This window comes from Candidatus Tisiphia endosymbiont of Nedyus quadrimaculatus, from assembly GCF_964059235.1.
Lineage (GTDB): Bacteria > Pseudomonadota > Alphaproteobacteria > Rickettsiales > Rickettsiaceae > Tisiphia.
The window spans coordinates 1,528,666-1,544,666 of the sequence record NZ_OZ060452.1 but is presented as its reverse complement, the minus strand read 5'-3'; the positions used below and the strand labels follow the sequence as shown (position 1 = coordinate 1,544,666).

15 protein-coding genes are annotated in these 16,001 nt (G+C 30.4%); 6 read left to right on the top strand and 9 right to left on the bottom strand.

The window, feature by feature from the left end; translation table 11 throughout:
• Window positions 1–131: 131 nt before the first annotated feature.
• The 6 genes from AB3211_RS07420 to AB3211_RS07395 all read right to left on the bottom strand — a co-directional run bounded on the left by AB3211_RS07420 (window position 132) and on the right by AB3211_RS07395 (window position 6,637).
• Window positions 132–206, bottom strand: coding sequence for a hypothetical protein (locus AB3211_RS07420; RefSeq protein WP_367364846.1), 75 nt, complete (start codon window positions 204–206; stop codon window positions 132–134).
• 204 nt (window positions 207–410) lie between these two features.
• Window positions 411–680 carry a M15 family metallopeptidase gene (locus AB3211_RS07415; protein ID WP_367364169.1) on the bottom strand — a complete coding sequence of 90 codons (270 nt, stop codon included), beginning with the start codon at window positions 678–680 and terminating at the stop codon, window positions 411–413.
• Window positions 681–887: 207 nt separating this feature from the next.
• Window positions 888–1,478 carry a ribonuclease HII gene (locus AB3211_RS07410; RefSeq protein WP_367364845.1) on the bottom strand — a complete coding sequence of 197 codons (591 nt, stop codon included), beginning with the start codon at window positions 1,476–1,478 and terminating at the stop codon, window positions 888–890.
• Window positions 1,479–1,617: 139 nt separating this feature from the next.
• A complete protein-coding gene (locus AB3211_RS07405; RefSeq protein WP_367364168.1) occupies window positions 1,618–2,490 on the bottom strand; it encodes a hypothetical protein in 873 nt (290 codons plus the stop codon).
• Between the two features lie 191 nt (window positions 2,491–2,681).
• Entirely contained in the window at window positions 2,682–4,697 is a 2,016-nt protein-coding gene (locus AB3211_RS07400; RefSeq protein ID WP_367364167.1) for a ComEC/Rec2 family competence protein, read from the bottom strand.
• A 59-nt stretch (window positions 4,698–4,756) separates the two neighbouring features.
• A complete protein-coding gene (locus tag AB3211_RS07395) occupies window positions 4,757–6,637 on the bottom strand; it encodes an LTA synthase family protein (protein WP_367364166.1) in 1,881 nt (626 codons plus the stop codon).
• A gap of 605 nt (window positions 6,638–7,242) precedes the next feature.
• Here AB3211_RS07395 and AB3211_RS07390 point away from each other — a divergent pair.
• The 3 genes from AB3211_RS07390 (at window position 7,243) to AB3211_RS07380 (ending at window position 8,996) form a co-directional block, all read left to right on the top strand.
• Window positions 7,243–7,401, top strand: a complete 159-nt coding sequence (locus tag AB3211_RS07390) for a hypothetical protein (RefSeq protein WP_367364165.1) — start codon at window positions 7,243–7,245, stop codon at window positions 7,399–7,401.
• Between the two features lie 180 nt (window positions 7,402–7,581).
• On the top strand, window positions 7,582–8,682 hold the full coding sequence (locus AB3211_RS07385; protein WP_367364164.1) for an IS4 family transposase: 1,101 nt from the start codon (window positions 7,582–7,584) through the stop codon (window positions 8,680–8,682).
• 179 nt (window positions 8,683–8,861) lie between these two features.
• Window positions 8,862–8,996 (top strand): ATP-binding protein, encoded by a 135-nt coding sequence (locus AB3211_RS07380; RefSeq protein WP_367364163.1) that lies wholly within the window; start codon window positions 8,862–8,864, stop codon window positions 8,994–8,996.
• A 154-nt stretch (window positions 8,997–9,150) separates the two neighbouring features.
• Here the strand turns inward: AB3211_RS07380 and AB3211_RS07375 are convergent, their stop codons facing one another.
• The gene (locus AB3211_RS07375) at window positions 9,151–10,041 is read right to left on the bottom strand and encodes an IS982 family transposase (protein WP_367363772.1); all 891 of its coding nucleotides are present in this window, start codon (window positions 10,039–10,041) and stop codon (window positions 9,151–9,153) included.
• Window positions 10,042–10,544: 503 nt separating this feature from the next.
• Between AB3211_RS07375 and AB3211_RS07370 the strand changes: the two genes are divergently transcribed.
• From AB3211_RS07370 to AB3211_RS07360, 3 genes are read left to right on the top strand one after another with little or no spacing between them, the layout of a single operon-like run.
• Window positions 10,545–11,897, top strand: a complete 1,353-nt coding sequence (locus AB3211_RS07370; protein ID WP_367364162.1) for a hypothetical protein — start codon at window positions 10,545–10,547, stop codon at window positions 11,895–11,897.
• A complete protein-coding gene (locus AB3211_RS07365) occupies window positions 11,894–12,256 on the top strand; it encodes a hypothetical protein (protein ID WP_367364161.1) in 363 nt (120 codons plus the stop codon). The genes AB3211_RS07370 and AB3211_RS07365 overlap by 4 nt, the downstream gene beginning before the upstream one ends.
• Window positions 12,257–12,283: 27 nt before the next feature.
• Window positions 12,284–14,116 (top strand): tetratricopeptide repeat protein, encoded by a 1,833-nt coding sequence (locus AB3211_RS07360; protein WP_367364160.1) that lies wholly within the window; start codon window positions 12,284–12,286, stop codon window positions 14,114–14,116.
• A 36-nt stretch (window positions 14,117–14,152) separates the two neighbouring features.
• On the opposite strand, the gene AB3211_RS07355 is transcribed toward AB3211_RS07360, so the two are convergent.
• Both AB3211_RS07355 and AB3211_RS07350 read right to left on the bottom strand, forming a co-directional pair.
• Entirely contained in the window at window positions 14,153–14,434 is a 282-nt protein-coding gene (locus tag AB3211_RS07355) for a hypothetical protein (RefSeq protein ID WP_367364159.1), read from the bottom strand.
• A gap of 391 nt (window positions 14,435–14,825) precedes the next feature.
• A complete protein-coding gene (locus AB3211_RS07350; RefSeq protein ID WP_367364158.1) occupies window positions 14,826–15,854 on the bottom strand; it encodes an IS110 family transposase in 1,029 nt (342 codons plus the stop codon).
• Window positions 15,855–16,001 lie beyond the last annotated feature (147 nt).

Sequence of the window (16,001 nt, the reverse complement as noted above, 5' to 3'; positions counted from 1 at the left end):
CGCGAGGCATCTTTAGATGCCGTGGCGATCCAGGTAAACAGCGAAGCTGTTTTTTCTAGTACGCTTCGCGTATCCTGGATTGCCGCGTCGCCGCTTTCAGCGACTCCTCGCAATGACGATCAGCAGCCATTTTAATAGTGGTTATATAAAAAATGTAGGGTACTATGCCACTTCCCTCCCCATATAAAATTATTTTTCTCAAAAATTTCAACAATTTTCCCTCAGTACACGACATAAAGATTAACAAAAAATTAATGTCTTACAAAACGTAATAATTATAATACAAAAATAGAAAATAGCTGGGTAATATTTAACTATTGAGTTGCGATAGTTTAATTAATGATATGTTTTGTATTACGTATTTTCTACTATTATACACTTTTTCTTGGCTATTAATTTTTTGTTAATCTTTATGTCGTGTACTGAGCAATTTTCCAAGGTATTTGATTACGATAAGCAGGGAATTTACTATAATCAACATCTTCTGCGTTAACATTAGTAGAGCTAGGAATACCTAATGCTTTTTTATAATCCCATAACCAGTAGTTAGAATATTCTACATTTATGTCAATTGCTATACCAAAACTATGTAAACTTAGTCGATTAGTTCCTGCAACAACTCTCCAATAAAATGTTCCCCCAGAATCGTTGAGGTATTTAGAGTCATTAGATAATACCATTTCCCATTATTAACTACGCTAATACTACAGTTGTAGTTACTACCCAAAGCTGTCATTCCCGCGTAGGCGGGAATCTAAAAAAATAAGCCTGAAAGACTATTAAGTAATATAGATACCTGCCTTCGTAGGGATGACATCGGTAGCGGTTAAATTTGCATCTATAGCAACTAATGGTTGTGACTTTTAAATTACCCTGCCTTCTATAGCCTATAATGTAGAACTTCTTATCTTAAAACTTTTTCTATGATAAGGCGAAAGACCGTGAAGGTTTATAGCATTTAGATGTTCTTTAGTACCATAACCGGAGTTTTTGTGCCACATATATTCCGGAAATTCTTTGGCATATTCAAGCATTAAGCGATCTCTAGTAACTTTCGCAATAATAGATGCTGCTCCAATAGAAATTGATAAATTATCGCCATTTATTATACTAATAAATCTTGGATCGTGAAATTTCATGTTACCGTCTATTAGTACCGTATCCGGTTTAACAGCAAGATTTGCTATTGATATAGTACAAGCTTTTTTAGTTGCTTCAAGGATATTAATTATATCTATCTCATCGTGATGCACTATACCAACAGACCAAGTGTAATTTTGGGTTATTTGTTTATATAACAACTCTCTCATTGTTTTAGTAAGTTTTTTAGAATCTTTGATACCATGTATGATTTTTGTTTGATCAATGATAACAGATGCAGCTACTACAGGACCAACTAGTGGTCCTCTGCCAGCTTCATCTACTCCAGCTACTAATCCTGAATATTTTTGTTCTAATTTAAACATCACGCTTCCCATAAAATGACACTTTATATATAGTTCCTCATCATCGCTATCATCTATTGTTATTGTAGTAATACCATTTCCCATTATTAACTACGCTAATACTACAGTTGTAGTTACTACCTAGAGCTGTTATTCCCGCGTAGGCGGAAACCTACCGCCCTTTATCTTTATTAGAATGCTTTGTGTTAGAAGGGGTAGTATTGGGTTTAATAGTACTACTACCATCTCCCATAGATATATCGTTTTTATTGAGAGTTTTTCTCAGACGGTGATATATTTGAGATCCGGCTGTACTCTCAAGTTTGCTTAATATCTTTTCTAATGCAGTCTTACTAGTTTGCAATCCATCACTTCTATTTGCTTTATCAATAGCTTGGATTGTCCCAGCACCATTTTCAATAAAAGCCTCTTTCTGTTCCTCAGGTGATTTAGCAAATGATTTAATATAATGCCTCAGTTTTGTACCTAAATCTGTAATGGTTCTAACATGCATTGGATCAGCCGGTGAAAATTCCAATGCCGAATACATTTTTTCTGTACCAGCTCCTATAGTTGCAATTGTCTCAATTTGTTCAGTTTCCTGTAAGAATTTATGTGGAAACTCTTCTATCAATGTATCCATTTGTTTAGCTTGTTGGCCAAATTTATCTAAACTAGGTTGTCCTTTAACATATTCGGCAGAATATCCTTTAGCAAGTTCACCATGAGCATTAAGGGTGGTGCTAATATTGCCTTTAAATTCACCAAATTTTTGGTCAGTAGCTTCAACAGTTTGTGAAAGTACATTTGTTGTGTCATCATCCAACGACACTTGTATTTTTACTTCTTTCTCTATTCCCATGCTTTCCATAGCTTCAGCAAGTTCAGGAGTATATTTCGAATCAAAGCTAAAGTTGAGTAGACTTTTGAACCTATCTATATCCTTTACAAAGCCTTCCTTTGGTTCACCAATAATATTAGCTATATCTGATTTAAACTTCTCTAATTTGGGCATAAAAATATCTTTAATTACGTTTGATGTCATTCCCGCTTTTAGCTAGGAATGAGGGTATACTCTTCTGCTTTGAAGAATTGTTTTTTGAAAATATCAGGAACTTGCGTACTCATGTACTAAATGTACACCTAGTTCGCTCGCCCCTCATTTTCAAATCCAATTCGTAGGATCATTCGAGTATATATCCATAATAACCAACATTATAGTAGTTTGTAATAATTTTATTGAAAACTAAATCTTTTTTTATTATTTGTTTCAATTGTACATTCATGCTGATTACAAAATATCATTATTACTTCAAACTCTCTTAAAAATTCTCTAGTAATAGTAATTTTGTTGCCTTTACATTTGTTGTCACCTAGCAGGTTAATATATATATCGACGTTTTTACATATTTCATTTGGAGCAATTAGCTTATAGTTTATCAAAATTGTGTATTCATCGGAAGTAAAAATATTTTTTTCTATAGGAAATATTTTAGCATCCTTTTGACCAAACCAGTTAGCCCAATATATACGCTTAAACTCTGGTATCTCATTCACATAAATGTCAAGTTCACCATTGTTATTTTTTATACCAATAGCATTTAAATTTATATCAAATATGAAATTAGGTTTAGGAGAATTTAGCATTAAGATTACGGATATAGTCATTATAATCAGACCTAAAAAATGCCACTTTGTTCTCCATAAACAAGTCCAAAAAAATCCAAATAAGAAAGTAATTAAACTAATTTTGGTTATATAACCAAAATACCATACTGATAATGGTAAGGTATTAGTAAATTTCACTGCTGCAATAATTATATTAATGAAAAAACCTATTAATTTTAAACAATATTGATCTATACCAAATATCATTAAGAATAATGAGATAATAGATAACGGCATCAGAAAGAAAGACATTATCGGTACAGCAATAAGGTTCATGGGAATAGAATAAGTAGGAAATGTATAAAATTGGTTTATTACCACAGGAGCAGTTACTATACTTGCAAGGAAGCTTGAATAAATATTAGAGGCAATATAAAATTTTATGGAAGAAAAGATGCCCTTGCTTTCACCTAAAATCCATTGATTTTTTATATAAAATTCATAACCAGAAGTTAGCGATAATACTGCCACAAAAGATAATTGGAAGCTTGGATGAAATATATATTCGGGATTTACCGATAATATTATGAAAGCCGCAATCGCGAGGGATCTTAGGGGGTAGGGCTTCCGTCCTATCATAACTGCATAAATAAAAATTGCCGTCATAATGAATGCCCTTGTGGCGGCAATTTGCATGCCACTTAGCTCCAAATAACCATAACTGCCTATTAAAGAACAAATTGCTGCAATTGACTTTATGTTGTAATTATAAGCAATATAATTTGATAGATTTAATAAGAATCTTGCTGATATGAAAAACAGCATAGCTACCAATGACAAATGTAAACCGGAGACGCAAAGTATATGAGATATACCGCTTTGTCTCATTTCTTTCATTAATTTTCTATCGATGGCTTTGGTTTCTCCTAGTAATATTGCTGCGGCAAAGTTACCTTTAATAGGACCAAGTATTTGGATTAGGCGGTTGTAAATATTTTTTTTAATTTTATAGATAAAACTATTAGTGTAGAGATTACTATGTGCTATAATTTGGGGGGGTGATAGTGCATAGCCAGTGGCGTTAATATCCGCCAAATATGCATAAAAGCCAAAGTCATAACCACCTGGTAGGATACTACTTTGAGGCTTATAAAGCTGAGCCACTAGGTTAATGCTATCGTTAATATTAATTTCTTGAGCATATTTTACCGGCATGCTTATCCTTACTTTTTGTAAAACCTGCTTAAGTTTTTGAATTTTTACCTGATATAATATAACCTGCATACCATGAGTGGTTGGTTTCATCGATTCTATAGTGCCACCTATTTGTGAAATTATCGGCTTTTTAATACCAACAACATGTAAATTTGATATACGATATTTGCCCACTAACATACCACATGAAAAAGCAATAATTATGCCCGAAAGAAATCGCCCAAATATGTTATTTCTTAAGATTATTAGTGATAAAGAAATTGTAAAAATAGCTAGAATAGATATAAAGGAAGGTTCGTTACTTAAAGTAAAATAAATAACGATACCATAAATGAAACTAACGAAATACCAAAGGCTGAGATTGTGATATTCTTGTTCTAAAATGCTTTTGGCAAGCTTAAAAATTAATTTATAATCTCTTAGGGTCATTATATTTAATAGTAGATTTTTATTTAAAATAAGCTACTATTAGATGTAATACAAGAAAGCTATTCTCTCATTTCACCCTGAATATATAAATCATGAGCTATCTGATAAAAGCTAATAGCTTCTTCTACTAAGTTAGGAATATTTTCAGTCTCTATTTTATCTTTACCAACTAGTTTATAAGTTTTTGGCTGTCCCTGTGGGCTTAAGATAACTAAGTGATTATCTTTCATAAAACCAAGTAATTGGTAAGTGCTGATAAATGCTCTTTTTGCCGGTATGTTTAACATATCTTGACCGAAGAACTTACTATTATACGAGAAATTTAATAATCCAAAAATAGTAGGAGCAATGTCAATTTGACTGGCTAAACTATCAATTATCTGTGGTTTTAATATATTAGGAGCATATATTAATAGAGGTATATGATATTTGTTAATAGGCAAATCAGTTTTGCCAGCACTTGATGCACAATGATCAGCAGTGATAACAAAGATAGTATTATTAAACCAAGGGCGAGTTTTTGCTAGTTCAAGAAACTTACCAATAGCATAGTCAGTGTATTTAACAGCTGCATTACGTCCACTACCAGATGGCAAATCAATTCTACCTTCGGTGAAAGTATAAGGACGATGGTTAGAGACAGTCATAATTAATGAAAAGAAGGGTTTGCCTTCCTTATGACTTTGATCGGCTAACTCTAGTGATTTTATTAGTATATCCTCATCAGCTACTCCCCAAATATTGGAGAAACTTATTTCATTTGATTTCAGATTACCTCGATCAACTATATTATAACCATTACCATGAAAATAATTTGCAAAATTATCAAAGTAACTATAGCCACCAAATACGAAGTTAATAACATAACCTTCATTCTTAAAAATAGTACCTATATTAAATAGCGATTGGTTATCAGGCCTACGAATAATGGAAGAACCAGGAGTTGGTGGTACTGATAAAGTAATAGCTTCCAAACCTCTTACTGTTCTAGTTCCTACTGCATATAGATTGGTAAAAAATATGCTTTCATCAGCTAATCTATCTAAATTTGGAGTAATATTTTGTTGATTGCCAAATTTACCCATGAATTCGCTACTCAGACTTTCGACGGTAATAAAAATAATATTATATTTTTTATTATTAGAAGAATTAGCTCTGATATTTTGTTCTATAGTAGCATCGTTTAAAAATATTTGTTTATCTTTCGATAAATTGGAGCGGACAATATCGAAAGCCCGCTTTTTATCAATTACTGGATAAAAACTATTATAGTCCAAGCTATTATTAAAATAGGCAGAGCAGAACTCATATGGACCGTTTTTAGCAAGCTCGATAGCATATTTATTATAATTAAAAGCAATTTTATTGGGGTTATAAAAATTAAAAGCAAGTAGGCTAAACAAAAATAGCATTATCACACAAAAAATATGTTTCTTGCCATTTAGAGTACTTGCTTGATCAATTATGTATTTTCTCAAGAAAAAAACAATCAGTAGTGTAATAATTATAATGCCTAGTAATATTTCTATATAGGGCAAAGACTCTTTTACAGTACCAATGATTTCATGAGTATAAATTAGATAATCTACAGCAATAAAATTAAATCTAACGCCGAACTCATCCCAAAAAGTAATCTCTGCGATGGCAATAAATATTAGTAGTGCAATAGTACAAAAATAAGCGATAAAAGAGCAGCTTACATACAAAAATTTATACCGAACCAATAACTTGTAGAAGCCAATGATAACAAGCGACATTACTGGTAAAAAATAACAAAGAGATATTAGATCATTGAATGTACCAATAACAAAAGTTGATACTAGATCAGATATGGTTATTTGTTGTTGCCATAAAGCATATGAGCTTAATAGAATACGAGTAATAAACTGAAATATTAGGTAAATTCTAACAATAGGAAAATGTAGTAGTGTTTTTATCATATATATCTAAATTAACCTCAGTTCGATATAAGAATTATTAATTCTTATATCGAACTGGCTTTGTTATAAGGAAAAATGCACTCTTGAAGCGGTTCTGCGAGTGCATTTTAACTTTTTCCATCATTCAATATGTGATTTTAATAATTAAAATCACATATTGAATGGAGTGTTATATTTTAACAATCAGGTGTAGAACCGCTTCAAACCTGATTGTTTCTATATATAACACTGAATTCGATGTAACAAGTTACATCGAATTCAAGTTAAATTAACGTCATTGCGAGGAGACCGTAAGGTCGACGAAGCAATCCAAGAAAAATCGGTTAAACAATATCTTCATACGCGAATTCGGGATAAGAATTAACTAATTATTATCCCGAATTCATACAATAAAAAAGCCATGATAAATATAACGTGATCAGTTATATATAGTGGTAGGATAGGTAAACTGTATCTCGAATTGAAGCTTTGAATTTTAAAGACTTCGTACCTGAGCAAAGACCCATCCTGTTTGGATAAAGACTACGAACGGATGTCAGAAGGTTTAAACCTTGCGTATGAGTATGTAGCGTATCCTATTATTAATATAAATCATGAGGCTCTATATGGCAACAACTTATATTGGTGTGGACGTTAGTAAAAAAACTTTAAGTATCTATATACCAGCTACTAACAAGGCTTTTGAAGTTACCAATGATCAACAAGGCTTTACTACTATGCTTAGCACCATTAAGGAGACCATTCAAAAGCAGGGGCAAAGCTAAATTTTGCTAAAAAATATGCCTAGCTTTTTATAAAAATATATTACAAAATGAATCTATAACACCTGAAACATATTTTACCCTCAGTACAGGACAAAGAGATTAAGGAGAGAATAAAAATAGTAGATAACGCGTAGCCAAAGCTCTATTACTTAGGTTATTGAAGACTTAAGAGGCAAGAGAATGAGTACAGCGTTATCACAATTAATAGGAGACTACTTTTTTAATAGTTTTGCAAGCATAAAATTAATAGAACAAATAATATTAGGATTACTGCAAGTGAGAGATGTAAATCTTACCCAGCTTGCCTTAACGATAAAAGGAGATAAGCAAGAATCACGCTATAAGAAATTACAGAGATTTTTTGCCAAATGTGAATTATCATATACGTCCTTAGCCAAGTTATTGGTGAGGTTGGCTGGAATTGATACTGATCAATGGTTACTAGTGCTTGATCGAACAAATTGGAAATTTGGCAAGCTTGACATCAATATTTTAGTATTATCTATTTGCCATAAAGGCATTGCTATACCAATTATGTGGGATATGTTGCCAAAAGCAGGAACTTCTAATAACATTGAACGTCAGCAATTAATGGAAAGGTTTATTACTGTATTTGGCATAGAGAAGATGTCAGCATTGCTTGGGGATCGGGAGTTTATTGGTGATTTATGGCTAAAGTTTTTAGACGATAAAATGATACCATTTTATATTAGAATCAAAGCCAATCTTGCCATTGGTAGAGCAGAAGATGAGTTAGTTACTGCTAATCATTTAATTAAGAAGTTACAGAATGGTGAATATATGTTGTTTAAAGGAAAAAGATATTTGGGTAAGAATTATAAAGGACCTAAAGTATCTGTGGCTGCACTGCGTAATGATGAAGGCGTATTAGTAATCATAGCTACCAATGATAATCCGCATGTAGCACTAAATATATATAAAAAAAGATGGGAAATAGAAAGCCTTTTTGCTTGCCTTAAGACGCGGGGCTTCAATTTTGAAAATACCCATATAATACATTTAGATAGAATTAGTAAATTGCTTGGTTTACTTGCTATAGCATTTACTTTTGCTTATGTTGTGGGTCAATGGCAAAATTCTATCAAACCTATAAAGCTTAAAAAACATGGTAGAAAGTCTATCTCCTTATTCAGGTATGGCTTAGATTACTTGCAGAGAATATTTTTGAATATTGAAGAAATGATGGAAAAATGGATGGAAGTTATAACAAAATTTGTTAAGACAATAATACCATCTTTACTTCTATTATCACCTTGTTAATCTCTTTGTCCTGTACTAAGTATTTTACCCTATTTGATGTAACTGATAAATTGCTTTTATATGTCTGACAATACTAAGATTTACCAATTTAAAGTACATCTTAAAGATATAACTCCAATGATTTGGCGTAGTTTTCTAATTCAAATTTAGTTTTGCCCCTGCTTTTGAATGGTCTCCATTTGAGATTTGAAGAATGGGGTGATATATTTGGTAATCCTAAGGCAACAAAGGCAATTATTGATAGGATAACGCATCATTGTCAAATCATAGAAACTGGTAATAAAAGTTTCAGAGGAGGCAAAGATGTAGATTAAAGATTAAAATAATAGACTACGGTATTAATTAAAAATTACAATGATTTTAGAAAATTCTATCTGAATTTTAACCAAAATTAACTAATTTTTTTATGTGGTTAGGGGGGTCAATAGTTTATTACAATAGGGGGTCAATAGCTGATTACAAGTTACGTCAATTCGGGATAAGGATATTGAGAACATGTAGATTAAAATCAAATTTTGTTGAAGGTTTATTTTTCTTTAATGAATAAGCAACAAGAGTAGATAATATATGGACAAAGGCATTTATTGGTGATCTATGTCTAGTATGTTCAAGGTTCATTTTATTTTTTAGATAATCAAAAACTGTTTCAATTAAGTTACGCTTTCGAAGTAAGATTTTTTCTTTCAAATCCATTAATTTATTTTCCATATTCTTCTTAATTCCATGAATCATTTTTAAGCCTCTTTCATATAAATTTAAGAACAAATTTTGCTTAATATAACCTTTATCAGCTGCTATAATTCCAGTTAATCTTTTTGTTAACTCCGGTACTGGAACCCTATCATCTACATTGCCTTTGGTCACTTTTAATGCCATAAACTCCCCTTTATTATTGATTATTACATGTAATTTAAAACCATAAAAATACCCCATAGAGGATTTACTATGTTTGGCTAATCCTTTAAAAACTTTATTGCTATAACGCCTTTTATTGTGACAAGCTTTAATCGTTGTAGAGTCAATAAAATAAATACCTGTTTCCTCACCAAACAACAAATGAATCAACATATTTAGCGGTATGAATAATCGTGCCATTAATTCAACAAATCTATTATAACTCAAGGCTTTAGGGAAATCATCCTTATGCATGCACTCTATATAACTTTTATAGAAAAATTTAAAATTCTTAGCATAGGATGTATGAAACATAATTATTATTGTTAACATTTCACTTAAACTCATGCTACAACAGCGATTTCTCTGCTTATTTGATGGTAATAACTTTCTCTGTTCATACTCCAAATAAATTTTACAAAAATCATCTATAAAACTATATAATTCTGTGATATCTTTTTTCATGCCTGTAGTTTGTTTTTTTGTTTAAAAATATAAATACTGCAGGCACTCCTTTTTGACAATCCTTTTATCTATTACTATTTCATCTATATCTTATCCCGAACTGACGTTTTTTACAATTCTTATATCGAACTGAGGTTATGTTAGCAAAGACCCATCCTATTTGGGATAAATAAAGACTACGAACGGATGTCATAAGGATTAACCTTGAGTATGAATATGTAGCATATCCTGTTGTTAACTATAAATCATGAGGCTAACGTAACTAGTGATTTGGGCAGTATTATTTATCAGGAGTATAAATGGCATCGTCAAACCTCTTACTTAGCGAGGAAGTTCTGACTTGCAAACTTGCTAATTTGCTGTACAATTTATCACATTGAAATTGATGGAATATATTTACAACATATATTGATATAATTAACAACTTGTAAATTGTTATAGTAAGTTATAAACTATCAAATGCAATAGATCGAGTACAAGTCTTTTTGATTCAAACTAATATTATGCAACAATTAATACAACAATTCAAACCGTTCATTATTGCTATTATTATGTTTTTATTTTTTAATATTGGTTTTTATATTTACCTTTTACATCTACAAAAAGAAAAAGAGAAATTAATGCTTACTGGTTATTTAGATAGTGTTGGTAGTTTATTATTTCATGATTTAACAACAGTCTTCAATAAATCTAGCGATAATAAAACCTTTTTTTTATTTAAAAATTTTTCAAGAACAAATAATGGTATAAGCGAGAATACAATAAAAAATAAACCATATACAATTTCTATCAGAAATTCAGCAGAAGATTTTATATTTGATTTACAAGAACTAAGGGAGAATTTAAATAGAATATTCCCCAATTTCATAGGTTATGCAATCATAATCAATGATTATAGTGTTGCATTTGGTTTAGACTATAAGCAAAATTTTAATATAATAAAAGATTATCAAATTGATTTAAACACAGTTTTAACCATAAAAGTTGGAGTTAACAAAAACTCTAGTTTTTATCTTTTGAATAGAAGAAAAATATATAAAAATACTTTGATAACGGCTATTGCAACTTTTTTTATTTGTTTGTTATTTTTGTATTTGTATTTAAAAATAACAAACATAATAGAAGAAAGATTGTCCATATTAGAACATGACTTACACGAAGAAAGGAAGATTAATAATACGCTACTGAGCAACAAAAAAATTAATCAAAAACTAAAGAAGCTCTTTATAAAAAAAGCAACTGAGATGTATATCAAGCAAGAAATGGGGATAATACTAGGTGATGAGAAAATAATTCAGAATATATCCCCAAGTGACTATTTATTTCCAATGTGCTTATATGATACATCTCCTGAAAAAATAAATATAGTAAATTTAACTAAGTCTTTAAAAGAATATTTTTCACCTTATTTTATTAGAGTAGCTTTAAAGATAAAAAAAACTATAGATACAATTAACATTAATTGTGCGACCGAAGTTTTTTATCAGTTAATTTTTAGCCTTATTTTTAATTTAATGGAATTTATGGATAGACAAAGTGAAGTTCCTAAAATAATGGAAATAAGCTTTACTGAAAAAAAAGTTATTATTGAATATGACAGTTTCCCTTTAAACGAAGAAAGAATGGTTGATATATCTGAAACTATAGTGTTAGAATATATGGATGTATTTCTACTTAGCTGTCGTAAAATATTCAAATCTCTAAAGGAGCATAAGTTTGAGTACAGTGTATCTTCTACTGATGCATCTAATATAGTTGAGATTATTTATCCTATAGTAATAAATAAATCAGTACAAAAACAAGAGCAAGTGTTAGATTTTACTAAATATGTGAATAATATTAGAAAGAAAAAATGAAAAAATATTTATTAATAATAATGGTATTAATAATACCTTATACATCAGTTGCTCAAGTGGAAATATCCAATCTTATTACACCAGTTAACTATTTTGTTGATCATGTTAAACAATTAACTCTAGCTAAGAATAATTTGATCAAATATAGACAAACAGGTTTCGTTGGCATTAGTGGTATGGGCAAGACTCAACTTGCAAGAATGTATGCCTATGAGCATAAAAATAATTATGATGTAATTTGGTTTATTGATTGTAATTTAGATATTAATGAAGAGTTTCTAAAACTAGCAAAATCAATTAATGAAAAAACTAAGACTTTAATATCAGAAGATGTAAGAACAGCAAAAAAAGAAGTATAGTCTTGCTTATCTAGTAAGAATAAATGGTTGTTAGTATTTGATAATTTAAAGATCAAAGAAAATCATAAGGTGCAAGAATTTATTAATTGGGAACATAATGGTCATGTTATTTTTGCTTCCCAGGATTATGAGCTATTACCTAATACAGTCAAAATGACGGCATTTGAAAAAAATGATGCTATTACTCTTGCTAATAATATTTTAGAAAAAGATGATCCTAAACTAGCAGAATTTTTAGTTCAAGAATTTGTTGGTTATCCTATATTGATAGTACAAGGTACACAGTTATTGAACCAAGTACCGGGTTTAAATCAAGAAGAATATAAAAAGAGGATACGAGATTCTGCTGATAAAATTAAATTAAACATTACTTTAGCAATTAAGGAATTAAAACCAAATGCTAAAAGATTACTGAATAAGATAGCTTTAATCAATAACCAAGCTTTTTCCAAGGCACTATTGAAGATTATTGCTGATGACAAAAACACCATTGATGATGATATTTATCAACTGTCTAAATTTGCTTTAATTTCTAATACTGATCCAAATGAAACCAATCCTGTTTTTGAAATGCATGATGTTATTGCTAATAAGATTATGGAACTAAATGGAAATAAGAATAATAAAAGTTATCTAGAAGATATTATTACTAAGTTAATGGATGGAATACCAAAAAATGTACTTAAGGGACGTATTTTTAGAAACACAAAAACCATTAGGGAAAACATGGAAATAATTCTAAAGAACGCACAAAAGTATAATATAAATATGTATAAAGTGATGGAATTAAGATTTCATGTACTTAATAGTTATCTTAATATTTTTGATTATTATAATGCAGAAAAACTAGTTGAGTGGTTTAATAAAAATGATAAAGAGGGTAAATTAAAATTATTATTTATGAATAATAATGAGAAACGCATATATGCTGGGTATTTAGGATTAATAGCTGCATATTATAAAAGCAAATATTCAGATTACAATGTAACACTTGAATATTATAAAAAAGCACAAGAAGTTTTTAAAGGTATAAAAGGGTATAATTCTTATAGATACAATATATTGTATAACTTAGCATCGACCTATACTATATTAGGGCAAATTCAAAAGGCACAAGAAAATATTCAGATAATTGAAAAGATGTTTAGTGATGGTTTAGTAGACGAAAGTGAACTTTTTTATATATATGTTGCGAAAGCAAAATTGCTTTTTACTTTAGGAGAATATACTAAAGCATTAGAACAAATCAATGGTGCTGTAAATGTATTTCTCAGTAATAGGCTGCACCAAGATAATTTATTATTTACGAATAGTTATGTACTTAGAGCTGAGATATTAAATGCTCTTAGCCAATATAAAGAAGCCTATGCTCAAGTTGAACAATTATATAATATGCATAAACCCTCTAAAAAAGATGATCATGAAGTATTTGGTCGCATTTTTATCCAAATGTCAAGAGCAGAGCTAGGTTTAGGTAATACTAATAAAGCTCTAGACTGTGCCAGCAAGGCTAAAACCATATTCATTAATGACCCAGCTAGACCTAATAAAGATATCAGCATTTCATCAGACACATATTTAGCAAAGGCTTTTGTTGCAGAAGGAGATGCATTAGCAGCTCTTGGTCAGAATGAAAAGGCGGCTGAATCCTATGCTTCAGCAGAAGTATTATATTATAATAATTATCGGGACAATATGAAAAATGTCGATGAAGTAAGCTACTTGTATTGGGCTGCAGCAAAAGCGACTTGCAATATACCAAATAAATTTTGGTATATAAAATTTAGCACCCAACTCATAGAAAAATTTGGTGAAAACCACTTTAGAAGTATAGATATTTTGAGTAAGTGTAAAAACTAATAACAATTTGATAAAATATTCACTTTTGCCCCAAATTTACTTTTTTTGTATGCGTTGTTGTAATATCCAATTAATAAACCTTTTCTCTAGTTCTTTTTTGGGTTCGGGTTTCGAGTAATTAAACACTTCTAACATAATATTGACTAGATCGACTTCAGTAACTTCTAACTTAAGGTTTTTTATCTCTTCTATTACAGTCTTAAGTACTTTTTCTATCAATTCAAAATCATCATTATTTAAATAATTTTTTGTTTCAATAAAGGGATTATATAAATCTTTAACGGTTACACCTAGTACATCGGCTACCGTTTGTAACAACTCTGCTGAAGGTTTTTTAGATATCCCCTTTAGAATATTGTATAGTTAATTCCATGGGATTAGGTGACAAAGAACATAACGATTGTAAGTTGTCATATATGGACGAGTAAGTAAGTCAATAAGAAAAATGATGCGGGAGTAATAAAAAAATAAGCTGTCATATATTCGGCATCTAGTGCCATAATAGTTTTCGCATTCCACGCAATCCTTGGAGTTATCCACTCATTCTTACGGCTTCTAGAGCCTTGACATAAAATCTCGGACTTGTTTTTGGAATGCCCATTTATTATCTCCAATCACTTTCGCTTATATCGTACCTCTTAAATCCTATTTACTTACTTCTTCTTTTATATAGATAAAATACAGATAAATCTATATACACCACCAACTATCAAGCATATGCACATTTTCTTGTAACACATACATACGCTATTCTAGCTAATTTGTTTGCTATTGCCACAGCAGCCTTATTAAAGCTCATCCTTCCCAACAATTTTTTTGCCCATAGCACTAAATGATCAGTGGAGTCCTTTTGTATTTTTGCTCTGATTGCAATAGACCTTGCTCCTTGTATCAGCATAGTTCTAACATATCTATCTCCTTTCTTAGTGATAGATCCAAGACTTGTTTTACCACCTGTGCTATTTTGCTTAGGCACTAATCCCAAACTTGCAGCAAAACTTCGACAATCATCATAATTTTCATAAGCTGCTATGCTTAGTATATTAGCATTAATTTCTCCAATACCTGGTATTGTTTTTAATAAAGTAGCTGTTTCAGATTCTTTATTTATTGCTATTAGCTGTTTATCTATTGCTGATTCTTGTATTAATAACGTAGCAATTTCTTCAGCTATTACCTTCATTTCCTTATACATTCTCTCTGAAATCACACCAGCATTTTTGGCATCTTCTACTATATTTAATGCCTCACGGGCAAATTTAGATTTACTCATTTTTATGTAATAACCAAATTCAAGTAAATCACTCATTAAACCATTACTATATTGTACTCTTTGTCTAATAATATGTTGCCGACGTTTATGTAACCAACTAATCTCTTGTTGTGATATATTTTTTATACGAACCGATTTTAACTCCGGATCTTTTCCTGCTCTTGCTATTGCCAAAGCATCATTTGTATCATTTTTTTGCCGAGTTTTTGCAAAAGCTTTTACATCACATGGTTTAAGTAATTTTACTGTAAAACCTGATTCCATAAACTTATTGCTCCAATAATGACAACTGCCACATGCTTCCATTACCAATAAACTATTCTTGGGAATGTTTGTTAAAATGTAGTCTTCAAATTCTTCTCTGTGTAATTTTTTAGCTAATATTTTTTCACCATCTTTATTTAATGCAACAATATGAAAAATTGTTTTTGCTAAATCAATGCCTAGTATGTTAATATCTTTCATGGTATGGACTCCTTTTTAATTATTAAATAGTATAATTATGTGACCGAATTATATTCGTGATCACGGTAGTAAGTAAAGTTTCTTTTACTTACTCGTCCATACCATCATTCTTAGCAACGGCGGGAATCTAGATACCTGCTTTCGCAG

Excerpts from the sequence above, each read along its gene's own strand:
- AB3211_RS07415 (WP_367364169.1), bottom strand. The coding sequence starts at position 680 with ATGGTATTATCTAATGACTCTAAATACCTCAACGATTCTGGGGGAACA.
- AB3211_RS07410 (WP_367364845.1), bottom strand. The coding sequence starts at position 1,478 with ATGGGAAGCGTGATGTTTAAATTAGAACAAAAATATTCAGGATTAGTA.
- AB3211_RS07405 (WP_367364168.1), bottom strand. The coding sequence starts at position 2,490 with ATGACATCAAACGTAATTAAAGATATTTTTATGCCCAAATTAGAGAAG.
- AB3211_RS07400 (WP_367364167.1), bottom strand. The coding sequence starts at position 4,697 with ATGACCCTAAGAGATTATAAATTAATTTTTAAGCTTGCCAAAAGCATT.
- AB3211_RS07395 (WP_367364166.1), bottom strand. The coding sequence starts at position 6,637 with ATGATAAAAACACTACTACATTTTCCTATTGTTAGAATTTACCTAATA.
- AB3211_RS07390 (WP_367364165.1), top strand. The coding sequence starts at position 7,243 with ATGGCAACAACTTATATTGGTGTGGACGTTAGTAAAAAAACTTTAAGT.
- AB3211_RS07385 (WP_367364164.1), top strand. The coding sequence starts at position 7,582 with ATGAGTACAGCGTTATCACAATTAATAGGAGACTACTTTTTTAATAGT.
- AB3211_RS07375 (WP_367363772.1), bottom strand. The coding sequence starts at position 10,041 with ATGAAAAAAGATATCACAGAATTATATAGTTTTATAGATGATTTTTGT.
- AB3211_RS07370 (WP_367364162.1), top strand. The coding sequence starts at position 10,545 with ATGCAACAATTAATACAACAATTCAAACCGTTCATTATTGCTATTATT.
- AB3211_RS07365 (WP_367364161.1), top strand. The coding sequence starts at position 11,894 with ATGAAAAAATATTTATTAATAATAATGGTATTAATAATACCTTATACA.
- AB3211_RS07350 (WP_367364158.1), bottom strand. The coding sequence starts at position 15,854 with ATGAAAGATATTAACATACTAGGCATTGATTTAGCAAAAACAATTTTT.